Here is a 25,297-nt window from a genome sequence, read left to right on the forward strand (position 1 = left end):
CACAGCGCCGCATCCAGGAACTCCCCGATTTTCCCGTCATCCGTGAGTCGTATGCACTGAGGCTTTTGCCTTGCGGCGCACAACTAGCCGAGCAGGGACCAGCGTCGGCAGACCGGGTCAGCGGGGATACTCCTGGACCCAATGAAAGCCGCCGCTGCGCAAGGGGAAGCTATCGATATCCACCTGCTCCAGGGATACGGTCACCGCGTGTCCTTTGAATTGGCCTTCGAGTCGTAGCCGATCCGGCGCGGATTGGGCAAAGGTGAAGGTACCGATCTGGGTCGGCTCGGCCGATACCCGCTGGACCGGCCCCGCCACGATGTTCGCCTCCGACACGGTGATCGTATGTGCCGCGGTATCGACCGCACCGACGACATGGACCAAACCACCGTCCATCTTCTGATACGCCATCCCACCCACATCGAAAACTACTCGCTGCCAACGGTTCTCGTCAGTGGTCAACGGAGGGAGCGGCTGACCGTCCTGGGTGAACTCCGACACCGTCCAGATCCCGTACAGCGGCGGCCGCGGTGCGCCGTCGCCTTCACGCCAGAACTGCAGGCCCTCCTGGGTCGCACCGAGCAGCACCCAGACGCCGAGCACAGCTTGCAGGCCTACCGCGATCCGGCGGACGCGTCGCGAGCGGAACGGTTCGGGTTGCTCGGCGGGTTCCGACGGGCGCTGCAGCACAAGAATATTCGCCAACCGCCGGGCCTGAGGTGCGAGCAATACCAGCGAGATCAGCATGAGATGACCGGAGAGAATCTTCACCGGCACATCGAAGGTCATGTTCAAGATGAACACCTGCGCCATGCTCACCAGGCTCACCATCGCACCCAGCGTCGCAGTCCGCGGCAGGAAGAGCAGCAGCCCGCCGAACACCTCCGCGGCACCGAGCAAGATCTCGTAGACGGGGGAAGTGCCCACCTGGGACCAAAGAACCGTTATCGGCGTGAAGTCTCCGTACGGTGTGAGCAGCGTCGTCAGCGACGGTAGGGGCATCTGGGTCGGAATCACCTTGCCCATCCCGTACCAGAGCATCTGCCCGCCCAAGGCCAGTCGCAGGAAGAGCAGGAACCAGGCATTCAACCGCTGGTAATTCGGGCGGCGTCTGTCCGATACCGTCCACGCAATGGTCGCCGCGAGGGCAATCACCAGGACGCTGAATACGAAGACCCAGATGATCGCCTGGTCACCGCTGCCCGAATCCAAGTGCAGCGCAACGTCGGCATCGAAGACGTGCCGGCCGACCCATTCGAATACCGGACTGAACTGATAGAGAAGCCCAAGGATGGCCGTCTCCGGAAGATTCTCGCCGAGAACTCCGGAATAGACGAAGAGGAACTGCGGAAAGATCAGGCAGAACAGGCCGAAATAGGTGAAACTGAACCGGAATGCGATGCGGGTCAACGGGTTCCATCTCGCGTTCGTGGTCTCACCGACGTCACTGGCTTCGGTGACTCTCCGCCGATCGACCGACTCTGCACTGACAGCACTCACAATGACCCCTCTTCCGCCGAACACTCCACGGGCGCAAACGGTATCGACGCGAGGGGTTGGTCGGCCTCCAGGAAATCCCCGGTCTTTTCCTCCCCATTCAGTCGTACGTGCTAGCACCACCCGGCCACTCGTGCCAGGCGTCGCCCAGGCTAAGTACTCGCATGTCAAGGGCCGGTTCCGCACAGTGAGCGGGTTCGGCGACCTCGATCGTTTTCCGCCCGCGGCCCGACTGGAACGCGTTACTGTCGCGTATAGCGGCGCATCGCCGCCGATGTGGGCTGTGCCGTGGCGCGCCCGCGTTTCATGGCGTCAGGAGGACAACGATGGCCGACGATCCGGATCCCGCCGAGCGGCAGCAGCTGACCGTCAGCGAACGTGATCTCGACGTGCTCGCCGAGGACTTGGCGCGTTGGCTGGATTCGAAGGTCTCCGCCGATCATCCGCCGAAGGTCTCCGGGCTCTCGCGGCCGCAGTCGGGCGGAATGTCGAGCACGACCATCTTGTTCGACGCCGAGTGGAGCGTGGACGGGCGGCATGAGAGCGGGGCGTTCGTCGCCAGGATGGCACCGGAGGCCGGGTCGTTCCCGGTGTTCGAGAAATACGATCTGGTCACCCAGTACAGGGTGATGGCCGGAGTCGCCGAGAACACCGACGTGCCGGTGCCGGAGCTGTGCTGGCTGGAAGAGGACGAGAATCCGCTCGGCGCACCGTTTTTCGTAATGAAGCGGGTCGACGGACGAGTGCCGACGGACAATCCGCCGTATGTCTTCATCGGCTGGCTGTTCGACGCGAGCCCGGAAGAACGCGCGCTGCTCACCGCCAACACCGTCGAAGTGATCGCGAAGATCCACGACATCCCGGACCCGGCAATGCGATTCCCGGCCTTGCGCGGTGCGGGCCAGTCGCTGCGCAGGCACGTCGAAGCCCAGAAGGCCTGGTATCGCTGGGCGCTGGCCGATGACGGTTACGAGATCCCGCTGCTGGAGCGGGCTTTCGCCTGGCTCGACGAGCATTGGCCCGCCGACCCGGGTCCGGACGTCCTCAGCTGGGGCGATGCGCGGCCGGGCAACATCATCTATCGCGGCTTCGAACCCGCCGCGGTCTTGGACTGGGAGATGGCCGCGCTGGGCCCGCGCGAACTCGATGTCGCCTGGGTGATATTCATCCACCGGTTCTTCCAGGACATCGCCACCCGATTCGGCCAACCGGGTCTGCCGGACTTTCTGCGGCGCGCCGACGTCGTCGCGAAATACGAAGAGCTGTCCGGTCATACGGTGCGCGACCTGGACTGGTACATCGTCTACGCCGCGCTGCGGCACGGCATCGTGATGGCCAGGGTGAAGCGCCGGATGATCCATTTCGGCGAGGACACCGATACCCCGGACCGGGACGACTATGTGATGCATCGAGCCAGCCTGGAACGGCTGCTCGACGGAACCTACGAATGGGATTGAGAGTCAGCCATGCCAGTTCCCTTGGACGAGTATCCAATTCATCAGACCGGGCTGTCGCTGGCCCGGGTGGCCAGTAGCGACCGGAACTTCTACGACAGAAGCTATTTCAACGGCCACAACCGGGACGGCGGCACCTTCTTCATCACCGGGTTCGGGGTGTACCCGAACCTCGGGGTGACCGATGCCTACGCCGCCGTCCGGCGCGGCGACGTGCAGCGGACCGTCCGCTTCTCCGACGCGCTCGGCGATCGCGGTCTGGATCAGCGAGTCGGCGGCTACCGCATCGAGGTGCTCGAACCGCTGCACCGGATCCGGGTGATCTGCGAGCACGACGACCTGTCCTTCGACCTGACCTGGGCGGGTGCCTTCCCCGCCGTGCAGGAGCAACCGCATCTGATCCTGGCGGGCAACCGGCCGATCATCGACGCGAGCCGGTTCGCGCAGCTCGGCTCGTGGGCGGGGACGTTGCACGTCGACGGGGACGACATCGCCGTCGACCCGGCGGTGTGGACCGGTACCAGGGATCGGTCGTGGGGCATCCGGCCGGTCGGCGAGAGCGAACCGCCTGGCCGTGCGGCCAGCGAACCGTCCGGCGGCTTCTGGTGGATGTATGTGCCGCTGCGCTTCGACGATTTCGCGGTCGTGATCATCGTGCAGGAGGAGCCGGACGGCAGGCGCACGTTGAACGACGCCGTGCGGATCTGGCCGGACGGGCGCACCGAACAGCTCGGCTGGCCGCGCATCACCATCGACTACCGTTCCGGCACCAGGCTTCCCGTCGGCGCTCGGCTCGAACTGACCACGCCGGACGGCAAGCCGCTGGAGATCGAGGTGACCACGGGCACCAATGTGCCGCTGCATGTGGGTTGCGGCTACGGCGGCGATCCCGACTGGCAGCACGGGCAGTGGAAGGGCCGCGACTGGTCGTTGTCGAGCCGGTACGACCTCACCGACCCGGCCATCATCGCCCGCGCGCCCTACGGCGTCATCGACCATGTGGCCCGTGCTCGATGCGGCGGGGCCGAGGGCTGGGGTCTGTTCGAACACGCCAGCCTCGGCCGCCACGATCCCACCGGTTTCGCCGATTGGAATTCGGTCGCGCCGTAGGTCAGACCGCGGGACGAGCCAGTTCGGGGCGCTTGCTGTAGTCGGTCAACCCGATCACATTGCCCCACGGGTCGGACACTTCCACACTCCACCCGGTGGCGACCTCGAAGGGCGCGGTGCGCAGGTCGACACCGCGCTCGTGGAGTTCGGCGGCCGCGGCCTGCGCGTCGGGGACCTCGAACCACACCCGCATCGCGGGCGGAGTGCCCTGTCCCGCAGCCGGATCCACGAGCGCCATGATTCCCGGGGTCTGCGCGGCGACGCCGAACAAGGCGATCCCCCGCTCCGGCACCGTGAACCGCACCGATAGCCCGAGTCGGTTTCCGTAGAACTCCACCGCCGCGGTCAGATCCCCGACGGGAACAAGCACGTTGTCGACTCCTCGGATATCCACCCCGCCATGTAACCACGCGTAGCCCGCAGGTGGTTCAGGACACCGTGGTCGGCCGGTGAGCGCTCGCCAACTGCCGCGGCACCTAGCCAATTGGCCACCGACGGAACGATCAGCGCGGGATGGGTTGTGCCGCAGCGACAACTACTCCTTGGGCGGTACGTTTCGCGACCACCAGGGAGCCGCCTCCGGCCGCGAGGACGGCGGCCGCCTCCGCGACACTCGACGTACCGACTGCGGCCGCTGTTCGCGGGTCCGGGTTCGGCACCGAGACGTCGTCGAGTTCTGCGGCGGTGAAGGTCCGAATCGGCACCTTCAGTTCGGCCGCCGCGGCGCGAAGACCTGATTCGCCCGCCCGGCGGTCGATGGTCGCGAAGCAGTGGATCTTCTTGTCGCCGAGTACTTCCCGCACGGCGGCCACAATTCGTTCGGCGGAAGTATCGGGGCGTAAGCCGAGGCCGACGACCAGATCAGGCACCGGCCGCCTCAGCGCCAGTGGCTTCTTTTTTCGGCGACCCACGACCCCGCCGGCTGCGCGAGAGCATTCGCTCAGTGACTCGCATGAGCACCAGCGAATTCTGCCGCTGCCGCGACGAAACGGCCGGTGGCTTCGGGATTTCCGGCGGGATGGGTGTGTAGGTAAGAGGCGTGGACACGGTGGACGAGCGCGCCCTCCCTGACGCGTGCGCCGTCGCTGCCGTGCCACCCCCATGCCGGGATGTCCGTGGACGCCGTCGTCAGGCGGGTCCGATGGAATTCGTGCCCACGCACACGCTCCCCCGCTCGCCACAGCGGAGAGTCGGTCAGCGCCACCGCGTCTCGGTAGCCGAGGGTCAGGCGTGGGCCGAACTCGGCGTCGGCGTCGATTACTCCGGCCATGGGATATCCGTCGAGTGAGCGCGTCAAATAGAGCAATCCCGCGCATTCCGCGTGTACCGGCAGTCCGCACCTGGCCTGCTCGGCCACCGCGGTCAGCAGCGCGGAGTTCGCCGCCAACGCCGCGGCGTGCTCTTCCGGGAACCCGCCGGGCAACACCAAACCTGATGTTCCGCTGGGTAAGTCGTCTCGCAGCGGATCGAAGACCACCACTTCCGCACCAGCCGCCGTCAACAGTTCGCGGTGCTCTGCGTAACCGAAGGTGAAGGCGGGACCGCCCGCCATGGCGATCAGCGGGCGGTCCGCGACGGCTGCTTCGCGGACAGCCGCGACCGGGTCCCAGGGCGGACCGGCGGCGGTCGAGCGGGCCAGCGCTGCGATGGCGTGCAGATCCACATGCGCGGCAACAAGATCCGTCATCGCGGCTACTGCGGCGGTGGCGGCGGTGCCGTGCTCGACGGCGGGTATCAGCCCGAGATGCCGTGACGGCACCTCCAATTCGGTCATGCGTGGCATCGAGCCGAGTACCGGGAGCCCGACGCGGTCGCAGGCCGCACGCAATACCTGATCGTGCCGTTCGCTCCCGACCCGGTTCAGGATCACCCCGCCGAGCCGGATCCCACTGTCGAAAGTGGCGAAGCCGTGCAGCAATGCGGCCAAACTCTGGCTGTGTCCCCTGGCGTCGACCACCAGCACGACGGGCGCGCCGAGCAAACTCGCGACCTGCGCGGTAGACCCTTCGGCGACCGGTCCGGCATGGTTCTCATCGATGCGGCCGTCGAACAGCCCCATCACACCCTCGACCACCGCGACATCGCAGTCCCGCGCACCGTGCTGGTACAGCGGCACAACACGTTCCGCGCCGACGAGCACCGGATCGAGGTTGCGCCCCGGCCGCCCCGCGGCCAGCCCGTGATACCCCGGATCGATGTAATCCGGCCCGACCTTGAACGGCGCGACCCGATGCCCGACCCGCCGCAACGCCCCGATCAACCCCGTCGCCACCGTGGTCTTTCCGCTCCCGGATGCGGGCGCGGCAATCACCACAGCAGGCACACCGGCGGTCATCGGCACCGCCATGGCGTGGCATTGCGGGGGTTCACCATTCGATGCCTCGCTGGCCTTTGCGGCCCGCGTCCATGGGGTGTTTGAGCTTGGTCATTTCGGTGACCAGGTCGGCGGCGTCGATCAGCGCTCGGGGGGCATCGCGGCCGGTGATGACGACGTGCTGGTTGCCGGGGCGGGTGGTCAGGGTGTCCACGACCTCGTCGAGGTCGACCCAGCCCCATTTGAGGGGGTAGGTGAATTCGTCGAGGACGTAGAAGCGGTGTTGTTCGGCGTGCAGGCGGCGGGCGATTTCCTGCCAGCCCGCGAGCGCGGCGGCGGCGTGGTCCTCGTCGGTGCCCGGTTTGCGGGTCCAGGACCAGCCTTCGCCCATCTTGTGCCACTCGACCGCGCCGCCCGCGCCGGTTTCCTCGTGCAACCTGCCGAGGGTGCGAAAAGCCGCCTCCTCCCCCACCTTCCACTTCGCGCTCTTCACGAACTGGAACACCGCCACATCGAAACCTTGGTTCCAAGCCCGCAACGCCATTCCGAACGCCGCCGTCGACTTGCCCTTGCCCGGCCCCGTATGCACCGCGAGTACCGGCTGATTGCGCCGCTGCCGCGTGGTGAGCCCATCATCGGGCACGGTCTCCGGAACGCCCTTAGGCATCGAATCTCCTTGTCAGTCCGCGGTTCACGCCGCGCGCACCACGGAACCGCCACCGGGTCGCCCGGCACCGGCACGCACCACGTCGGCGACCGAATCTCCGGTCAGTTCAGCCAATCTCAGATATCCCCCGCGGAGTTCACGGGCCAGCTCGGCGGCCAGGCCGAGGCGGATCATGCCGCGTTCGCAGTCGACCACGATCGAGGTGACCGCGTCGTTCGCGAGCAGCGTGGCAGCGGCCCTGGCCCGCGGGACCGGGTCGACGCCGCCGGTGGCGCGACCGTCGGTGAGCAGCACCAGCATCGGGCGACGGCGCGGGTCACGGACCCGCTCGCGCCGCACGATCTCCCTGGCCTTCAGCAGACCCGCGGCGAGCGGGGTCTTGCCGCCGGTGCGCATGCCCGACAGGCGGCGCACCGCGATATCGACCGACGAGGTCGGCGGCAGAACCAGTTCGGCGTCCTGGCCGCGCACGGTGACGACGGCGACCTTGTCGCGGCGCTGGTAGGCGTCGCGCAGCAGGGCGACGACGGCGCCGGTGACCGCGGACAGCCGATCCCTGGCCGCCATCGAGCCGGAGGCGTCGACCACGAAAACGACCAGATTGCCTTCCCGCCCTTCGCGATACGCGCCCCGCAGATCCTCGGCGACCAGCTTCAGCGGACCGTCGCCGCGACCGCGGGAACGCTGATGCGGTGCGGCGGCGAAAATGGTGCCGAGCAGGTGCAGGCCGGTGGCGGTGTCGGAGTTGGGGCGAACGACCCGACCGTGCCGGGACTCCGCTCGGGAGCGGCGGCCCGGGGCGCCTTCGCCGATGCCGGGCACTTCCCAGCGCGGCGGGGTGGCGGCGGCGGAAACCGGTGCGCCACTTCGGCCTTCGCGAGCATTCGGTGACCGGCCGCCACCGGGGCCGTCGGGCGGGGAATCCGGGTCGTCGTCCGGGTCGGTATCGCTGCGCGGCGACGAAGGTGCCTGATCGGCGTCGAAGTCTTCGGCGTCGGTTGCCGATCGGTCAGCACGGCTCGGCTCGTCCGCGCCCTCGGACGGCTGGTCCTGGTCCGGTTCGAATTGATCTGTGTCCCCAGGTGACTGGTCTCGCTGCTGGTCGGCGTCCCCACTCGATTCGGCCTCGCGAGCCACTTCCTCGGCGGCATCCCGCATCGCGTCGTCGAGTTGGTCCTCACTGATGCCCGGCTCGTCGAACGGATCGCGCCGACGCCGATGCGGCAGTGCGAGTTCGGCCGCGATGCGCACGTCCTCCTCGGTGACCGCGTCCGCCCCACGCCACGCGGCGTGCGCCGTCGCGGTCCGCGCGACCACCAGGTCCGCCCGCATCCCATCCACGTCGAATGCGGCGCACAGCGCGGCAATTCGGCGCAGCTCCGCATCATCGAGCAGCACCTGCGCGACCCGATCACGAGCGCCGAGGATGCGCTCGGCCACCGCCCGGTCGGCGGCGGCGTAGCGGTCGGCGAACCCGGCCGGATCGGCTTCGTAGTCGAGCCGACGGCGCACCACCGCCATCCGCACGTCCACATTCCGCGAGGCCGCCACATCGACGGTGAGCCCGAACCGGTCCAGCAATTGCGGACGCAGCTCGCCCTCCTCCGGATTCATCGTGCCGACGAGCACGAATCGCGCCGGATGCGAATGCGAGACGCCGTCGCGCTCGATGTGCACCCGTCCCATCGCCGCCGCGTCGAGCAGCACGTCGACCAGGTGGTCGTGCAGCAGGTTGACCTCGTCCACATAGAGCACGCCGTGGTGCGCGGCGGCCAGCAGACCGGGCCGGAATGCCTGCTCGCCGTCGCGCAGCACCCGTTCGAGGTCCAGCGAGCCGACGACACGGTCTTCGGTGGCGCCGACGGGCAGTTCCACCAGTCGCGCTGGCCGCGCCCCGGTCTCGTCCACCACCGGCGGCAGCAATTGCGCCAGCGCGCGCACCACGGTCGATTTCGCGGTGCCCTTCTCGCCGCGCACCAGCACACCGCCGATACCGGGATGCACCGCGCACAGAATCAGCGCCAGTTGCAGGCGCTCCTGACCGACTACGGCGGAGAACGGAAAACCCGCCTCGGCGTCGGCCGGACGGGTACGTGATCCGGTCAGCGAGTGGGACGACGGCGCGGTTTCGGCATGGGACAGGGACACGCCCCAACTCTATGCGCGCTCGCGCGGCCCGCCGACGGTGCCCTGGAGATCACCGCCGAACGCGAAACCGCCCTCGCCGCATGTCTGCGACGAGGGCGGCAACGAACAGCTGGTCCGGCGATCACCCCTTGCGCATGGGAATGTGCAGGATCCCGTCGTCCTCGAATTCCTCGCCGTCCGGCTTGAACCCGTGCTTGGCGTACATGTCGACCAGATAGGTCTGCGCGTTCAACCGCACGGTCGCCTCGCCGACCTCCGCCAGCGCGGCCTGCAGCAGGCGCGTGGTGTAGCCGTGGCCGCGCGCCGGGACGGCGGTGCAGAGCCTGCCGATGCGGAAATTCTTCACACCGTCCTGGTGCTCCTCGAGCAATCGCAGCGTCGCGATCACCTCGCCCTCGTCATCGAGCCAGAAGTGCCGGGTCTCCGGCAACAGGTCCAGCCCGTCCAATTCCGGATACGCGCACTTCTGCTCGACGACAAAGACTTCGACGCGAAGTTTCAACAGCTGATAGAGGGTGGCGTTGTCCAGATCCAACGCCCATGACCGTTTGAGAGCAACCGTTGACATCATCGCCTGTTGCTATCACACCTAGCCGTTTGCCGCGACCCCCGCATGCCTCGGCGTGTTATCTGTGCCACTCGTGAGATTCAGGGTTTTGGAGGTCCAGTCCCATACTTCGCGGAACAACGGCTGGTTTTCCGACAGCTTGGTGCCCAGTGAGGGAATCATCTCCTTCAGCTTCGGCGTCCACGCGGCGTACTCGTTCGGGAAGCAGCGCTGCATGACGTCCAGCATCGCGGTGACGCCCGTCGACGCGCCAGGGGAGGCGCCGAGCAGACCGGCGATGGACCCGTCTTCGGCGGCGACAACGGCGGTGCCGAACTCGAGCACGCCGCCGACACCCTTGCGCCGGATCACCTGCACGCGCTGGCCCGCGGTGATCAGCTCCCAATCCCGGCCGTCGGCGCGCGGGATGAACTCCGACAGCGTGTCCACCTTGCCCGCCTGGGACTTGAGCAGTTCGCTGATCAGGTACTTGGTCAGGCCGAGCTCGGTCACGCCGACGCCGAGCAGCGAGAACAGGTTGTTCGGCTTCACCGACTTGAAAAGGTCGGTGTTCTTGCCGTCCTTGAGGAACTTCGGCGTCCAGCCGGCGTACGGGCCGAACAGCAGGCCGGGCCTGCCCTTGATGACGCGAGTGTCCAAGTGCGGCACCGACATCGGCGGCGCGCCAACGGCGGCCTTGCCGTACACCTTGGCCCTGTGCTGCTGGATCAGGCCGGGGTTGGTGCAGCGGAAGAACTGGCCGCTCACCGGGAAGCCGCCGAATCCGTCGATCTCCTTGATGCCGGACTTCTGCAGCAGCGGCAGCGCCCCGCCACCCGCGCCGACGAACACGAATTTGCTGATGAGCGTGCGGGTTTCGCGGGTACGCAGGTTGCGCACCGTTACCCGCCACGACCCGTCGGACTGCTTGGTCAGGTCGCGCACCTCGTTACCGAAGGCCAGGTCGGCGCCGGTGGCGCCGAGGTAGGCGAGCAGTTCCTGGGTGAGCGAGCCGAAGTCGATGTCGGTGCCGCCGTCGGTCCAGTTGAGCGCGACCGGATCGGCGAAGTCGCGACCGCGCGCCATCAACGGGAGCCGCCTGGCGAACTCGTCGGGGCTGTCGATGTACTCCATGCCCTCGAACAACGGATGCCGCGACAGTGCGTCGTAGCGCTTGCGCAGGTAGTCGACGTTGGCCGCGCCGTGCACGAAGCTCACGTGCGGGATCGGGTTGATGAAGGTGGACGGGTCGCCGAGGATGCCGTTCTCCACCGCGTAGGACCAGAACTGGCGCGACACCTGGAACCGCTCGTTGATGTCGATGGCCTTGGTGATGTCCACCGAGCCGTCGGGGTTCTGCGGGCTGTAGTTCAGCTCGCAGAGCGCCGAGTGCCCGGTGCCCGCGTTGTTCCACGGGTCGCTGCTCTCCGCCGACGCGGCATCGAGCCGCTCGAACAGGGAGATCGACCAGTTCGGCTGCAGCTGCCGCAGCAGCGCGCCGAGGGTGGCACTCATGATGCCGGCACCGATGAGTACTACATCAGTCTTTTCAGTCATGGCAGCGTTCGGCACGGCGAAATCGACTTCCTTGTCCTTCTACGCGGACCCGCCGAGCTGGTGGGTCCGCTTGGGCACAATGCTTGCGTATGGCCTCGGTTCTGAAACCATGGCGGGAGTTAGGTTACCCGCCGTTCACCTAGCCCCAATTGTGCACCTCACCACGCCGATCCCCTGCCCCGAACCCGCGGAATGTGACATAGATTGTGTATGTGACAAAGGAAACTTCGCTTGCCGCGCCGCAGACCAGCACGCAGGAACATGGCCAGTGGGTAGCCGATGTCCTGGGTGAGAAGTATCAACAGCGGACGCTGTCGTTCGGGCCGGACCCGGATGGGGAGGGCGAGGCCGTCGCCACATTGGTGCGATATGTGCCGAGTGGGGAAGACGAAATGACGGCGGGGGCGGTGCTCTATGTGCACGGGTTCACCGACTACTTCTTCCAAGAGCACCTCGCGGAGCATTTCGCTCAGCGCGGGTATCACTTCTACGCCTTGGATCTGCGCAAGTGCGGTCGGTCGCTGCGGCAGGGGCAGACGCCGCACTATGTGACCGATCTCGCACTGTACGACGACGAGCTGAACGAGGCACTGCGGATCGTGCGCGAGGAAACCGGCGCGCCGGTGGTGTTGAACGCGCATTCCACCGGCGGACTGATCCTGCCGCTGTGGCTGGATCGGCTCAACCGGACCCGCGGCACGGCGGCGGCCGGGATCAGCGGTCTGGTGCTCAACAGCCCCTGGTTCGATCTGCAGGGTCCGTCCTACTACCGGACCATCGGCACACCGGTCATCAAGGCGCTCGGCCGTTTTCGGAAGATGATCGAGCTGCCGGTCGGCAAGATCAGCACCTACGGCGACAGCCTGCACCACACCGTGGCCGGCGAGTGGGATTACAACCTGGACTGGAAACCGTTGCACGGCTTCCCGGTTCGGTTCGGCTGGCTGCGCGCGATCCGCAACGGCCATGCGCAGTTGCACGCCGGCCTCGACATCGGTGTGCCGTCGCTGATCCTGCGGTCCCGGATGACGAAGTTCGCCCGCCAGTACGGGCCGGCCGTCGACGTGGCCGACGCGGTGTTGGACGTCAAGCAAATTCAGCGCTGGTCAGGCTGCCTCGGCGACCGCACCAATATCGTGCCGATCGACGGGGCCAAGCACGATGTGTTCCTGTCTTCGGCCGAGCCGCTGGCCCACGCCTTCGCCGAGCTCGACAGCTGGCTGGACTGGCTCGCGGTGTATCAGGCCAAGTCCGGCAACGGCTCACCAGGTGCTGGTGCGTAGCACGATCTCGGTGGCCAGTTCGTGGTCGGCCTCGGTCGCCACATTGCTGACATCGATGTCGACCACCCGGAACTCGCCGTAGACGAAGCGCCCCGAGGCTTCGGCGATCGAGCGCGGCAGGTTCTTGGTCACCAGCACCGTGGTCGGCAACTCCACTGGACGGACCGTGGCGTCGGCGGCGGTGCCACCCGGCCCCGCAACCGCCGGATGGCCCCGATCGGCCACTACGAGGCTGATGAAGCGCCCGAATCCGGCCGCGCAGGCCCGCCACGCCAGTTCGGCGCCCGCCCCGCGGGCGGCTACGTTCGCCCACGGCACGCCGATCTCGTCCAGGATCGCGGTGACTCCCGCAGGTTCGAGGCCGTCGATCGACTCGATCGCGATCGTGCGCAGGTCCGAATTGTGCAATCGGGCACACACCTGGTCGTAGACGTCCACCGGGTCGCCGAGGTCGGGCAGCAGCAGGACGCTGTGCCGGGACTCCGGTCCGTCTACCCGCACGGTCCATGCCCGGTCACCGACCGTGATCTGCCGAGATTTCATGCCGAATGACGCTACACGGATCACCTGAACGAAGCCCTATCTTCGGGTCAGGCCAGTAGCCGCATCCCGGCGCGTTCCCCGGCGGTGTGATCGAAGGTGACGGTGAGGTCGCAGCCTGCTTCCTGACCCAGCTGTTGGATGAGCGCGTCCGCGAAATCCGCGCCGTCGGCGGCCCGCCGCAGCGCCTGGCGCACGGTATCGGCACGTTCGACCACGATCTCGGTCGAATCGAGCAGCCCGAGCAGCACGTCGGTGACCGCCTCCGGGTCCTGTTTGTAGCCTCGGCGCAGCACCCAGTGGATCTCGGCGAGCACGATCATCGTCACGTAACCGGGACGGCTCTCGCTGAGCCCGTCGATCACCTGGTTGGCCCGCGCGGACTGCACCGGGTCGTCCTGGGTGAGGTAGCGGATCAGCACATTGGCGTCGAGACCGATCATTTCTGCTTGCCTTCCACGACATTGCCCGCGATCGCCTCGTTCATCTGCGCGAGGCCGATCGGCGAGCCGGACCAGCCGACTATTCCCTTGAGCGACTTGATGGTTCGGGTCTCGGGCACCAGCTCGTAGGTACCGTTGTCGGTGGGCACGAAGGCGACCCGCACCCCGGCCCGCAGGCCCATGGCGACCCGGACGTCGATCGGGATGGTGATCTGCCCCTTGCTGGTCACCGTCGCGGACACCACATTTCCCGACCTGCTGTTGGACTTCTTGTCTGCCATGTCCCTCACCGACCCGTGCTTCTTCCGCGCCATCGACCCGCGCCTTACCCGGAGCCGAATTCCTTACTGCAAGGTAAGGGGCGACGTTCGTCACGTCAACAGTTCATGGACGCAAGGTTGCGGGGGCGGAGACCGTGCTGGTGGCCAGGGTCGGTAGATCAGCTGGCGCGCCGTCGGCGAGCAGGCTCGACAGCTGCGTGAGATCGAGGTGGTTTTCGATCAGATCGGCCAGCAGATCGAGTTGCGCCGAGCGTACGGCGGCGACGGAAATGCCCTCGGCGGCAACGAAGCCCGTACGCCCTGCGGCCGCGGCAACGGTAGCCAGCCAGGCGCGGCGGAATTCGTCCGATTCCAGCAGGCCGTGCAGGTGAGTGCCCCAGAGCGCGCCGCGCACACTGCCTTCCGGCTCCCCCTCGATGTCGAGCCAGGGCAGGTCACCGTTGCCGACCACTCGGCCATGGTGAATCTCGTAACCGTGCACCGAGATTCCGGCGCCGTCTTGGCCGGTACTGCGGCGCAACACTTTCGGATCGGCGAATTCGATCTCCAGGTCGAGCAGGTCGAGTCCGTCGACCGGACCGGCACCCGACTCCACCGGGTCGACAATTCGCTTGCCGAGCATCTGATAGCCGCCGCAGATGCCGAGGATCGGGCCACCCGCCAGGGCGCGTGCGTGCAGGGCGTCGGCAATTCCGGTGCGCCGCAACCACTCCAGGTCCGAGACGGTCGCCTTGCTGCCCGGCAGCACCACGAGATCGGCCCCGGCCAGCCGGGACGGCTCGCTGGCCCAGCGCACGGAAACCCCGGGCTCGCAGGCCAGCGCCTCGATATCGGTTGAGTTCGAGATACGCGGCAGCCGAATGGCCGCGACGGTCAGCCACTCGGTGCCGACGGGCGGACGGGGGCGACCGACGGGTGCGTCCGCGACGGTGCCCAGCGAATCCTCGGCGTCGATCCACAGTTCCTCGGTATACGGAATCACACCGAGGGTCGGGCGGCCGGTCAGCTCGGTCAGCCGGTCCAGGCCGGGACGCAGCAGCTCGACGTCGCCGCGGAACTTGTTGATCACGAACCCGGAAATCAGTTGCTGGTCTTCGGGTTCCAGGATGGCGACGGTGCCGAACAGGTGGGCGAGCACCCCGCCGCGGTCGATATCACCGACGAGCAGCACCGGAAGCCGCGCGGGCTGGGCCAACCCCATATTGGCCAGATCGGTTGCTCGCAGGTTGATTTCGGCGGGCGATCCAGCGCCTTCACAGATCACCACGTCGAATTCGGCGCGCAGCGAAGCGAGTTCGGCGGTCACCACCTCGCGCAGTTCGCGACGGTGCTGAAAGTAGTCCCGGGCGCCGACCGTGCCGACCGCCTTGCCGCGCACCACCAGCTGGGAGCGGCGATCACTGCCCGGCTTCAGCAGCACCGGGTTGAACCGCACGCTCGGCTCCAGCCCGCATGCCTGCGCCTGCAACGCTTGCGCCCGCCCGATCTCGCCGCCATCGAGGGTGACCACGGAGTTATTGGACATGTTCTGCGCCTTGAACGGCGCAACCCGCACCCCGCGCCGGGCGAGCATGCGGCAAAGGCCCGCCACCACAACACTTTTGCCCGCGTCCGAGGTGGTCCCCGCGACGAGCAGCGCACCTTTCACCGCGGTCGGCCCTGGGCAGGCGTCACGGCAAGGTTCGGATTTCCGCGCCGGTTTCGGTGGCCACCCAACGGCGCGAGCCTCGAACTGCGCGGTCCGCACCTCACGGCAAAGTGAGGATTTCCGCGCCGGTTTCGGTGACCACGAGGGTGTGCTCGAACTGGGCCGTCCACTTGCGGTCCTTGGTGACCACGGTCCAGCCGTCGTTCCAGATCTCGTAGTCGATGCCGCCCAGATTGATCATCGGCTCGATGGTGAAGGTCATGCCGGGTTCGATGATCGAATCGATGGCGGGCTGGTCGTAGTGCAGGATCACCAGGCCGCTGTGGAAGGTCGGGCCCACGCCGTGGCCGGTGAAATCGCGCACCACGCCGTAACCGAATCGGTTGGCGTAGGACTCGATCACCCGGCCGATGACGTTCAGCGCCCGGCCGGGCCGGACCGCCTTGATCGCCCGCAGGGTGGCCTCTTCGGTCCGTTCGACGAGCAGCCGGACCTCCTCGTCCACATCACCGGCCAGGTAGGTCTTGTTGGTGTCGCCGTGCACGCCGTGGATGTAGGCGGTGACGTCGATATTGACGATGTCGCCGTCCTCGATCACCGTCGAGTCCGGAATGCCGTGGCAGATCACCTCGTTCAGCGAGGTGCAGCAGGACTTCGGAAAACCCTTGTAGCCCAAGGTCGACGGGTAGGCGCCGTGGTCACACATGTACTCGTGGGCGATCCGGTCCAGCTCGTCGGTGGTGACGCCGGGCGCGACGGCCTTGCCCGCCTCGGCCAGCGCCTGTGCCGCGATCTTGCTCGCGATCCGCATCTTCTCGATCGTCTCGGTGGTCTGCACCCAGGGCTCGCTGCCCTCGTTGACGGTCTTTTTCCACGCGTATTCCGGGCGCTCGATCGTGCGCGGGACCTCGCGGGTCGGTGACAGGGTGCCGGGGGTCAGCGGCTTGCGAGTGCGGACAGACATAGCGAACAGCGTAATCGGACCCCCGCACGGGTGCTGCAGGCGCGGACCGTACGCGTTGCCGAAGCCAGGCGGAATAGTTGCGGACCACGGTCCGTTTACCACAGTGGTTGACATCGACACTACTGAGAAAAGAGGCTCGACCGTGGAACTGGGACTCACGACGTTCGCCGAGCTGTACCCGGTCGGCGACCGGCCCGCACCGAACGCGGGCGAACGGCTACGCGAGGTGGTCGAGGAGGCCGTCACCACCGAGCGGGCCGGGCTCGACGTCTATGGCGTCGGGGAACATCACCGCAAGGACTTCGCGGCCTCCGCGCCCGCGGTCGTGCTTGCCGCCATCGCGGCGCGGACCGAGAAGATCCAGCTGACCAGCGCCGTCAGCGTGCTCAGCTCCGATGATCCGGTACGCGTGTACCAGGATTTCGCGACCCTGGACGGTCTGTCCAACGGTCGCGCGGAGTTGATGGCCGGGCGCGGGTCATTCACGGAAAGCTTTCCGCTGTTCGGCTACGACCTGTCCGACTACAACGAGTTGTTCGAGGAGAAGCTGGCGCTGCTGCTGCACATCCGCGAAGACGGCCCGGTCACCTGGTCCGGAAAGTTCCGCGCGCCGCTGCGCGAAGCCATTGTCTATCCGCGCACCGACAACCGGCCGCTGCCGGTGTGGATCGCGGTGGGCGGCAGTCCCGAGTCGGTGGTCCGTGCCGGGCTGCTCGGCCTGCCGCTGGCGATCGCGATCATCGGCGGTCAGCCCGCCCGATTCAAGCCGCTGGTCGATCTGTACCACCGCGCGCTCGCCGAAGGTGGACACGAGAAGCAGCCGGTGGCAGTGCACGCGCACGGCTACCTCGCCGACACCGACGAGCAAGCCGTCGCCGACTTCTACGAGCCGTACGCGCTGGCGATGAGCACCCTTGGCCGGGAACGCGGTTGGGGCCCGATGACCCACGCTCATTTCGACGCGCTGCGCTCCCCGGAGGGTTCGCTGTTCGTCGGCACGCCGGACTACGTTGCCGAGAAGGTCGCCGACATTCGCGACACCCTCGGCTTGGACCGGTTCATGCTGCACACCAGTGTCGGCACCCTCCCCCACGAAAAGGTGCTGCACAACATCGAATTGCTCGGCGAGAAGGTGGCCCCGCAGGTCCGTTGACCCGACACCGTTGCGCCGCGCACACTTTCGCATCCCGCGCACGAAATCGCCGACGATTCCCCGCGCGGCGGCCGGGACGCTGCGCGGCGGGCGGACTACGCGGTGAGGTGGGCTTCGAAGGCTATGCGGTCGCCGCGGTAGAGGCCGCGGACGCGTTCGATCGGATTGCCTTCGGCGTCGGTGCTGCGGCGGTGCAGTAGGAGCAGCGGCAGGGCCGTGGTGCATTCGAGGAGGGCGGCCTCGCGCGGGGAGGCGAGCACCGTTTCGATGCGTTCGGTGGCGCGGGCGAAGAGGACGCCCGAGGCGCGGATCGCGGCATACAGCGAGGTGCTGGGATCGTAGGTGGTGCGCAGGTTGGCGAAGCGGTGCAGCGGAAGGTAGGTGCTCTCCAGTCCGATTCGTTCACCGTCGGCGAGCAGCACCCGCTCCAGGTGCATGACCGAAGTGCCCACGGGCACATCGAGATCGCGAGCGGTGTCGGCGTCGGCGGGCACGTCGTCCCAGCTGACCAGCAGCCGCCCGGGAACACGGCCGTAGCTGATCGCCCCTTCGGTGTAGGAGCGCAGCGACAGCGGCTGCACCATTTTCGGGCGAGAGACCACGGTGCCACGACCCTGTCTGCGAATCCGGCCCTCCACCAACAGATCCCGCAACGCCTGACGCACCGTCTCGCGCGCCACCTCGAACCGGACCGCCAGATCGCGTTCCGAGGGAACCGGATCGCCCTCGTCGAGATCATCGAGGATCGTCTCCAGCTCGGTGCGCACCCGGTACGACTTCGGCAACCGATCGGGCAGCGTGAATTCGGTTCGCCCACCGCGTATGTCGTCGGCCACCGGGTCGGCACCGACCCCCGCCACCTCCGTTGCGTCCATGTCCACAGCGTACCCGCAATTGGTCTATACCAATTATTAACCTGGCGTTCGCGTAGGCAACACTCCTTGGTCTAGACCAATGTGCACCATGGGTTCATGCGATTGGTCATCATCGGAGGTGGAATCCTCGGCACCGCCCACGCCCTGGCCGCCGTCCGCCGCGGTCACGAGGTCGTGCAGGTGGAGCGGGAGACCGAGGCCCGCGGCGCGACGGTTCGCAACTTCGGCCTGGTGTGGGTCTCCGGGCGCTCCGCCGCCGAACTGGAACTGACCCTGCGCTCGCGGCAGCTGTGGGAGGAGATCGGCGGCAAGGTCCCCGCGGTCGGGTTCCGCCCGGCCGGATCGATCACGCTGGTACGCACCCCGGTCGAGTTGGCCGTCGCCGAGGCCGCCGCGGCCGGGCCGTCAGCCGAGGCACGCGGCTTCGAGTTGCTCGACCCCGAACAGGTGCGCGCGATAAACCCGGCGCTGCGCGGGAAATTCTTTGCCGGACTGCATTGTTCGACCGACGCCGCGGTCGAGTCGCGGCAGGCGCTGCCCGCGCTGCGCGCCTACCTGGCGGCCACCGGCCGCTACACCTTCCACGCCGGCACCGAGGCCAGGTCGGTCACCGACACCGCGGCAGGCGCCACCGTGCTCGACGATCAGGGCCGCCGCTTCGACGCCGATCTGGTGCTGGCCTGTCCAGGTGCCGCCCACGGCGGCCTCACTCGCGAGTTGGTCGGCACCCTGCCGGTGCGCCGGGTGCGGCTGCAGATGATGCAGACCGCGCCGCTCGGTGAACCGCTCACCACCGCCATCGCCGACGGCGACAGCTTCCGCTACTACCCCGGCTTCGCGGGCGCCGAAGTGGACACCCTGAATCGGGAGCAGTCCCAATCGGCCACCGCGGCCGAACACAAGATGCAGCTGCTCTGTGTGCAGCGCTTACACGGCGGTCTCACCATCGGTGACACCCACGAATACGACGAGCCGTTCGCGTTCGACGTGGACGAGGCGCCGTACGAGCACCTCACCGCGGTCACCGAGGAACTGCTCGGCCGCAAACTGCCGCAGGTGGTTCGGCGGTGGGCAGGCGTGTACAGCCAGAGCACCGACCCGACCGCGATCGTCACCCGCGCCAAGGCAGGCGAGCACACCTGGGTGATCACCGGCCCCGGCGGCCGCGGCATGACCCTCGGCCCCGCTCTCGGCGAGGAAACCGCCGACCTACTCGATCTCTGAGGATTGCTTTGTCGAACAACACCATTCAACTGGTCGTCCTGGATATGGCGGGCACCACCGTCGCCGATGGCGGACTCGTCCTGCGTGCCTTCGACGTCGCCGCAACCGCGGCGGGCATCGACACCGAAGGACCGCAGCGCGACAACGCCCGAAAGTACGTGCTGGACACGATGGGTCAGTCGAAGATCACCGTGTTCCGTGCGCTGCTGAGCGACGAGGACCGCGCCCAGGAGGCCAACCGGGCCTTCGAGTCCGCCTACGAAACGTTGATCGACGAGGTCGACATCGCCCCGATTGCCGGTGCGGCCGAGGCGATCACAAAGCTGCGCGGCGCGGGCGTCAAGGTCGCACTCACCACCGGGTTCAGCCGGACCACCCAGGACCGTCTGTTGTCTGCGCTCGGCTGGCGGGACATCGCCGATCTGACCCTGGCGCCCGCGGACGCCGGGCGCGGACGCCCCTATCCCGACATGGTCCTCACCGCGCTGCTGCGCCTGCGCGCCGACGCCGTGGATCGCGTTGCGGTGCTCGGCGATACGACCAGCGATATCGCCACCGGCCTGGCCGCGGGCGCCCGGATCGTCGCGGGCGCGCTCACCGGTGCGCACGACGAGGCCCAGCTGCGTACGGCAGGCGCGACCCATGTCGTGCCGTCGGTCGTCGAGTTCGCCGAGCTGGTGCTGGCCGACCACACCTGACCCGTCGACCCGGCACCCGTTGGTGCCGATCCATCCGCCGCTCCGACCCCGACACTCCTCACGAACCGAAAGTTGTAGTCATCGTGCGTACTTCGAACACGCCGTCCCGCCTGGCCCGCGCCCTCTCCCGGACCGCGCTGCTCGTCGCCGCCGTCACCGCCGTCGCATGCACCGCGGCCTGCGGCGGCACCGGCGCCGACACCGCGGGCGGGAAGACCGTGACGGTCTACTCCGCCGACGGTGTCGGCAGCTGGTACCGAACCCAATTCGCGGCCTTCCAGAAGCAGACCGGCATTGCGGTCAACCTGGTGGAGGCGGGCTCCGGCGAGGTGGTCAACCGGGTCGACAAGGAGCAGGCCAACCCACAGGCCGACGTGCTGGTCACGCTGCCGCCGTTCATCCAGAAGGCGAAAGCCGCTGGGCTGCTTCAGGACAGCGGCGTGGATACCAGCGCGGTCCCCGCCGCCGACAAGGACGCCGACGGCAAGTACGTCACCCTGGCCAACAACTACCTGTGCTTCATCGCCAACCCAGCGGTCGATGCCGCCGCGATCACCTGGGACGACCTGCTGAAGCCGGAATTCAAAGGCAAGCTCCAGTATTCGACACCGGGTCAGGCGGGCGACGGCACCGCCGTGCTGATCCTGTTGCAAAAGCTGCTCGGCAAGCAGGGTGCGCTCGATTACCTGAACAAGTTGCAGGCCAACAATGTCGGGCCGTCCTCGTCCACCGGCAAGTTGCAGGCCAAGGTCGACAAGGGTGAGCTGCATATCGCCAACGGTGACGTGCAGATGAACCTGACCACCATCAAGGAGAAGGGTTCGAAGTTCAGCGTCTTCTTCCCGGCCGCCGCCGACGACAAGAAGTCGACCGTCGCGGTCCCCTACGTGATGGGTCTGGCCAAGGGCGCCCCGCACCAGGCAGGTGCGAAGAAACTGATGGAGTTCCTGCTCTCCGCCGAGGCGCAGAAGACCCTGGGCCCGGACGCTTTCGCGGTGCCTGCCCGCGCGGAACTGCGTGATGCCCCGGTGACCGGATCGGGTCCGTCGCCGAGTTCGGTGCTGAAGGGTGTCGAGCTGCTGCCGGTCGATTGGCACACGGTGCTCGCCGAGCTGGACACCGATCTGGCCGCATACCAAAAGGCCACCGGTAGCTGAAACCCCGTACACCACAAGGGAGTCGACCATGTCCACCGGTGACGCGCGCACGAAGTCATCCACTACCGCCCCGCCGCGAGCTACCGCCGGTGCACCGGCGATCGTGTTCGATCGGGTCGGCGTCAGCTACCGCAGCGGCCGTAAAACCACTGTCGCGCTGGCCGATTTCACGCTGCGCGTCGCCGCGGGCGAGACCGTCGCCCTGCTCGGGCCGAGCGGTTCCGGCAAGTCGACCGCGCTCAAAGCGCTGGCCGGTTTCGTCCGGCCGACCTCGGGCGCGGTCCGGCTGGCCGGGCGCGATGTCACCGACCTGTCGCCCGCCAAACGCGGTATCGGCGTTGTCGTGCAGTCCTACGCGCTGTTTCCGCACATGAGCGTGCACGGCAACGTCGCCTTCGGGTTGAAGGCACATCGGGTGCCACGCACCGAGATCGGTGCCAGGGTAACCGAGGCGCTGGACATGGTCGGCATGGGCGCTTACGCCGAACGACTACCAAGGGAACTGTCCGGCGGCCAGCAGCAGCGGGTGGCGATCGCCAGGGCACTGGCCATCCGCCCCACAGTGCTGCTGCTGGACGAGCCGCTCGCCGCGCTGGACGCCCAACTGCGCCAGTCCATGCTGGGCGAACTCCAGCAGCTGCGAAAGGCCCTGCCGGACACGGCCATGCTGTACGTGACCCACGACCAGTCCGAGGCTTTGGCCTTGGCCGATCGCATCGCGGTCATGCGCGACTCCCGCTTGGTCGACATCGATACAGCCGAAAACCTCTGGCGGCGGCCACCCACCGACTTCACCGCCGCGTTCCTCGGCGGCGCGAATCTACTGTCCTGCACAGTGAACCGAGTATCGGGCGGATCGGCTCTCGTGACCGTCGGCGCCCAGACCTTGCGCGCGGAGGCTCCCGTCCCCGGTGTGGGCCAAGAGAACTGGGTCCTGGACTCCCCTGCCCTGCTATGCGTCCGCCCACACACCGTGCGCATCGGCGTCACTTCCGAACGCGATGCCCTGCGCGGCACGGTGGTCTCCGCCGTCTGGCGCGGTGCCTCGACCCGCCTGCACGTAGCGATCGATGGGTTGGCCGACGCGGTCACCGCCGATGTCCCCGGCCATGTCGACACGTCCATCGGCTCGGTGGTCGGCGTCCGCTTCCCCGACCCCGCCGGGATACTGATCCCCCGCGCGGTCGGCGCAGGCACCACCAGCACGGAGGTGCAGCCGTGAGGCACCGAGTGATGGCGTATCGGGCCGGGCGTTCGCCGAGAAGCCGAGAGGGCGACCGACCGTGAGCGCGCCCACGCTGCTCGAGCCTGTTGCCGAGCCCGCGCCATCGAATCCACCTGCACAGCAACGCAACTGGAAGCCGGTGTGGTGGAGCTTGCCGCCACTATTGGTGGTCCTGTTCATCGCCGTCTACCCGATCGTGCGGGTCCTGGCGGAGTCCACCGTGACACCCACCGGCCGAGGCACCTCGGTCTGGTCGCAGGTGCTCGGCTCCGAGTCCTTCCGGAATGCGTTGTGGCGCACCGTGTCCATCGCGGCGAGCTCGACCGCGGGCTGCCTGGTGCTCGGCACGTTCCTGGCGATCGTGCTGGCATTCGTGCCGTTTCCCGGGTCGCAGGTGGTGGGCAGGCTCATCGATACCGTGCTGACACTGCCGTCGTTCCTCATCACGCTGGCGTTCACCTTCCTCTACGGAACGGCGGGCGCGGTGAACGCGTTGATCGCCCGGATCACCGGCAGCAACGAGCCGACACTGAACTTCCTGACCACCCCGCTCGGCGTAATCCTGGCCGAGATCACCTTTTTCACGCCGTTCGTCGTGCGCCCGCTGCTCGCGGCATTCGCGCAACTACCGCGCGAACAACTCGACGTGGCAGCGAGTCTCGGCGCCTCGCCGTGGCGCGTGCTGCGCCAGGTGGTGCTGCCCGAGGCCTGGCCCGCGCTGGCGGCGGGCGGCAGCCTGGTCTTGCTGTTGACGCTCAACGAGTTCGGCATCGTCCTGTTCACCGGCGCGAAGGGCGTGATCACCCTGCCCGCGCTGATCTACACCCGCGGCATCGTCACCTTCGATCTGCCCGGCGCGGCGGTGCTCGCCTCGGTGCAGGTGCTGCTGTCGCTCACGTTGTACGTCGGGTACTGGCTCGTCTTCGCGCGGTTTACCGGTGCGTCCCGAAAGGAAGGCTGACCCGATGCTGGTGTGGACCAAGCGGGGCAGGGCCCTGTGCTCGCCGTGTTCGCGCTCGTCGTGCTCGTGGTGTTCGCCGCGCCGATCGCCACCGTTGTCGCGGCCGCGCTCGCCGGGCAGTGGACCGGTCCACTGCCGTCGGACCTCGGCTTCGGCAACTTCGAGCGGGCCCTGTCCGGCGAGCAGGCGGCCAGTCTCTCGGTAAGCCTGCAAACCGCGCTGCTGGCCGGCGCGCTTTCACTGGTGCTTGGCACTTGGGCGGCCCTGGCGTCCCGCGAGGCGCCCGGCTGGTGGCGGCGCTGCACCGATGCGGTGTTCCACCTGCCGGTCGCCGTCCCATCGGTCGCCATCGGCCTCGGTGTGCTGATCGCGTTCAATGAGCGTCCGGTATTGCTCGGCGGCACCAAATGGATTGTCATCGTTGCCCATTCGGTGCTCGTACTGGCCTACGCGTTCAGCGCGGTCGCCGCCGCCCTCGACCGGCTCGACCCCGGCTACCGGCAAGCCGCCGAATCGCTCGGCGCGGGCCCGGCCCGCGTGCTCTGCCAGGTCACGCTGCCGCTGCTGCTCCCAGCACTCGGCGCGGCGGCCGGACTCGCCGTCGCCCTCTCGATGGGCGAACTGGGCGCCACCATCATGGTCTACCCGGCCACCTGGAAGACCCTGCCGGTCGGCATCTTCGCCCAAACCGATCGTGGCGAGGTCTTCGACGCCGCGGCCGGTACCACCCTGCTGGTCCTGGTCACCTTGGTGTCGCTGATCCTGCTCGGCCGCCTGCGCGGCCGCGCCGCGCTGCGCTGACCCGAACGTCGGATCAGCGCCATAAGATGGCGAGGTGTCAGCACTCCCCCTGATCTTCACCGCGGGCTGGGCGAGCGGGGTCAACGCCTACGCCGTGGTGCTGCTGCTCGGCATCTTCGGTCGCACCGGCCTGTCCGACTCGGTGCCGGAGGCGCTGCAACGCACCGATGTGCTGATCGCGGCCGCCGTGCTCTTCGCGATCGAGGCGGTCGCCGACAAGATTCCGTACTTCGACTCGTTCTGGGACGCGCTGCACACCGTGGTGCGGCCCGCCGCGGGTGCCGTCGTCGCGGCACTGCTTGCGGGACAAGACGGTTCGCTCTCCGAGCTGGCAGCGGGCGCGGTCGGCGGGGCCACCGCGCTCGCGAGCCATCTGGTCAAGGCCGGAACCCGGATGGCCATCAACACTTCCCCGGAGCCTGCGAGCAATATTGTGGCGAGCACCGCCGAGGACACCGCCGTCGCGGGGATCATCACCCTCGCCATCTTCCATCCGCTGCCCGCGGCCATCGTCGCGGGCACCCTCCTCGTGATCGGGCTGTTCCTGGTGGCGTTCCTCGCCACCCGTATCCGTCGTTACCTCCGCCGCCGCCGACAACGCCGGGAGACGGGCGGCGCTGCGCCCACCTGACCGAGTAATGCCGCCGCCGTGGTGTCTCGGCCTCCGAAATCCGGTGCGCGCGACATATCCTCACAACGACCACGGGGGTTCCCTCGGTATCTGAGGAAAGGCTGGCCGTCGAACAATGG

At 67.7% G+C, this 25,297-nt stretch carries 24 protein-coding genes and 1 pseudogene; 11 read left to right on the forward strand and 14 right to left on the reverse strand.

Features of this window, described 5'->3' with window-relative positions; translation table 11 throughout:
• Positions 1-117 precede the first annotated feature (117 nt).
• On the reverse strand, positions 118-1,410 hold the full coding sequence (locus KV110_RS29615) for a DoxX family protein (RefSeq protein ID WP_246634066.1): 1,293 nt from the start codon (positions 1,408-1,410) through the stop codon (positions 118-120).
• Between the two features lie 413 nt (positions 1,411-1,823).
• Here KV110_RS29615 and KV110_RS29620 point away from each other — a divergent pair, with 413 nt between their 5' ends.
• Positions 1,824-2,954 (forward strand): phosphotransferase family protein, encoded by a 1,131-nt coding sequence (locus KV110_RS29620; protein ID WP_218470490.1) that lies wholly within the window; start codon positions 1,824-1,826, stop codon positions 2,952-2,954.
• A gap of 9 nt (positions 2,955-2,963) precedes the next feature.
• Positions 2,964-4,061 carry an Rv3169 family protein gene (locus KV110_RS29625; RefSeq protein ID WP_218470491.1) on the forward strand — a complete coding sequence of 366 codons (1,098 nt, stop codon included), beginning with the start codon at positions 2,964-2,966 and terminating at the stop codon, positions 4,059-4,061.
• A gap of 1 nt (position 4,062) precedes the next feature.
• Here the strand turns inward: KV110_RS29625 and KV110_RS29630 are convergent, their stop codons facing one another.
• The 7 genes from KV110_RS29630 to mqo all read right to left on the reverse strand — a co-directional run bounded on the left by KV110_RS29630 (position 4,063) and on the right by mqo (position 11,294).
• The gene (locus KV110_RS29630; protein WP_246634067.1) at positions 4,063-4,431 is read right to left on the reverse strand and encodes a VOC family protein; all 369 of its coding nucleotides are present in this window, start codon (positions 4,429-4,431) and stop codon (positions 4,063-4,065) included.
• A gap of 133 nt (positions 4,432-4,564) precedes the next feature.
• Complete coding sequence (locus KV110_RS29635; RefSeq protein WP_246634068.1) at positions 4,565-4,930, reverse strand: cobalamin biosynthesis protein; 366 nt, start codon at positions 4,928-4,930, stop codon at positions 4,565-4,567.
• A gap of 71 nt (positions 4,931-5,001) precedes the next feature.
• The gene (locus KV110_RS29640) at positions 5,002-6,396 is read right to left on the reverse strand and encodes a cobyrinic acid a,c-diamide synthase CobB (protein ID WP_218470493.1); all 1,395 of its coding nucleotides are present in this window, start codon (positions 6,394-6,396) and stop codon (positions 5,002-5,004) included.
• Between the two features lie 31 nt (positions 6,397-6,427).
• Positions 6,428-7,042, reverse strand: coding sequence for a cob(I)yrinic acid a,c-diamide adenosyltransferase (cobO, locus tag KV110_RS29645; RefSeq protein WP_218470494.1), 615 nt, complete (start codon positions 7,040-7,042; stop codon positions 6,428-6,430).
• A 24-nt stretch (positions 7,043-7,066) separates the two neighbouring features.
• Entirely contained in the window at positions 7,067-9,184 is a 2,118-nt protein-coding gene (locus KV110_RS29650; protein ID WP_423710099.1) for a VWA domain-containing protein, read from the reverse strand.
• Positions 9,185-9,311: 127 nt separating this feature from the next.
• Positions 9,312-9,761 carry a GNAT family N-acetyltransferase gene (locus tag KV110_RS29655; protein WP_218470496.1) on the reverse strand — a complete coding sequence of 150 codons (450 nt, stop codon included), beginning with the start codon at positions 9,759-9,761 and terminating at the stop codon, positions 9,312-9,314.
• 18 nt (positions 9,762-9,779) lie between these two features.
• Entirely contained in the window at positions 9,780-11,294 is a 1,515-nt protein-coding gene (gene mqo / locus KV110_RS29660; RefSeq protein WP_218470497.1) for a malate dehydrogenase (quinone), read from the reverse strand.
• Between the two features lie 212 nt (positions 11,295-11,506).
• Between mqo and KV110_RS29665 the strand changes: the two genes are divergently transcribed.
• Entirely contained in the window at positions 11,507-12,577 is a 1,071-nt protein-coding gene (locus KV110_RS29665; protein ID WP_218470498.1) for an alpha/beta hydrolase, read from the forward strand.
• On the opposite strand, the gene KV110_RS29670 is transcribed toward KV110_RS29665, so the two are convergent.
• The 5 genes from KV110_RS29670 to map form a co-directional block, all read right to left on the reverse strand.
• On the reverse strand, positions 12,557-13,120 hold the full coding sequence (locus KV110_RS29670) for an alpha/beta hydrolase (protein WP_218470499.1): 564 nt from the start codon (positions 13,118-13,120) through the stop codon (positions 12,557-12,559). The two genes, KV110_RS29665 and KV110_RS29670, sit on opposite strands and share 21 nt — an antisense overlap.
• Positions 13,121-13,167: 47 nt before the next feature.
• A complete protein-coding gene (locus KV110_RS29675) occupies positions 13,168-13,560 on the reverse strand; it encodes a type II toxin-antitoxin system VapC family toxin (RefSeq protein ID WP_218470500.1) in 393 nt (130 codons plus the stop codon).
• A complete protein-coding gene (locus KV110_RS29680; RefSeq protein ID WP_246634069.1) occupies positions 13,557-13,841 on the reverse strand; it encodes an AbrB/MazE/SpoVT family DNA-binding domain-containing protein in 285 nt (94 codons plus the stop codon). The genes KV110_RS29675 and KV110_RS29680 overlap by 4 nt, the downstream gene beginning before the upstream one ends.
• A 103-nt stretch (positions 13,842-13,944) precedes the next feature.
• Positions 13,945-15,489, reverse strand: coding sequence for a cobyric acid synthase (locus KV110_RS29685; protein WP_218470501.1), 1,545 nt, complete (start codon positions 15,487-15,489; stop codon positions 13,945-13,947).
• Positions 15,490-15,589: 100 nt separating this feature from the next.
• Positions 15,590-16,453 (reverse strand): type I methionyl aminopeptidase, encoded by an 864-nt coding sequence (gene map, locus KV110_RS29690; RefSeq protein WP_218470502.1) that lies wholly within the window; start codon positions 16,451-16,453, stop codon positions 15,590-15,592.
• Between the two features lie 142 nt (positions 16,454-16,595).
• Here map and KV110_RS29695 point away from each other — a divergent pair, with 142 nt between their 5' ends.
• Positions 16,596-17,606, forward strand: coding sequence for an LLM class flavin-dependent oxidoreductase (locus KV110_RS29695; RefSeq protein ID WP_218470503.1), 1,011 nt, complete (start codon positions 16,596-16,598; stop codon positions 17,604-17,606).
• A 95-nt stretch (positions 17,607-17,701) separates the two neighbouring features.
• Here KV110_RS29695 and KV110_RS29700 read toward each other — a convergent pair whose 3' ends face one another.
• Positions 17,702-18,481: a GntR family transcriptional regulator gene (locus KV110_RS29700; protein ID WP_218470504.1), complete on the reverse strand. Its 780-nt coding sequence runs from the start codon at positions 18,479-18,481 to the stop codon at positions 17,702-17,704.
• Between the two features lie 96 nt (positions 18,482-18,577).
• Here KV110_RS29700 and KV110_RS29705 point away from each other — a divergent pair, with 96 nt between their 5' ends.
• The 7 genes and pseudogenes from KV110_RS29705 to KV110_RS29735 all read left to right on the forward strand — a co-directional run bounded on the left by KV110_RS29705 (position 18,578) and on the right by KV110_RS29735 (position 25,178).
• Positions 18,578-19,705: a TIGR03364 family FAD-dependent oxidoreductase gene (locus tag KV110_RS29705; RefSeq protein ID WP_218470505.1), complete on the forward strand. Its 1,128-nt coding sequence runs from the start codon at positions 18,578-18,580 to the stop codon at positions 19,703-19,705.
• Between the two features lie 8 nt (positions 19,706-19,713).
• Positions 19,714-20,403, forward strand: a complete 690-nt coding sequence (locus KV110_RS29710) for a phosphonatase-like hydrolase (protein ID WP_218470506.1) — start codon at positions 19,714-19,716, stop codon at positions 20,401-20,403.
• An 83-nt stretch (positions 20,404-20,486) separates the two neighbouring features.
• A complete protein-coding gene (locus tag KV110_RS29715; protein ID WP_218470507.1) occupies positions 20,487-21,560 on the forward strand; it encodes a 2-aminoethylphosphonate ABC transporter substrate-binding protein in 1,074 nt (357 codons plus the stop codon).
• A gap of 28 nt (positions 21,561-21,588) precedes the next feature.
• Positions 21,589-22,782: an ABC transporter ATP-binding protein gene (locus KV110_RS29720; RefSeq protein ID WP_218470508.1), complete on the forward strand. Its 1,194-nt coding sequence runs from the start codon at positions 21,589-21,591 to the stop codon at positions 22,780-22,782.
• A gap of 61 nt (positions 22,783-22,843) precedes the next feature.
• Positions 22,844-23,746: a 2-aminoethylphosphonate ABC transporter permease subunit gene (locus KV110_RS29725; RefSeq protein WP_218470509.1), complete on the forward strand. Its 903-nt coding sequence runs from the start codon at positions 22,844-22,846 to the stop codon at positions 23,744-23,746.
• Positions 23,747-23,750: 4 nt separating this feature from the next.
• Positions 23,751-24,547: pseudogene (locus tag KV110_RS29730) on the forward strand (ABC transporter permease).
• 34 nt (positions 24,548-24,581) lie between these two features.
• The gene (locus KV110_RS29735) at positions 24,582-25,178 is read left to right on the forward strand and encodes a DUF4126 domain-containing protein (RefSeq protein ID WP_218470510.1); all 597 of its coding nucleotides are present in this window, start codon (positions 24,582-24,584) and stop codon (positions 25,176-25,178) included.
• Positions 25,179-25,297: the final 119 nt, after the last annotated feature.

Source organism: Nocardia iowensis, assembly GCF_019222765.1.
Taxonomy (GTDB): domain Bacteria; phylum Actinomycetota; class Actinomycetes; order Mycobacteriales; family Mycobacteriaceae; genus Nocardia; species Nocardia iowensis.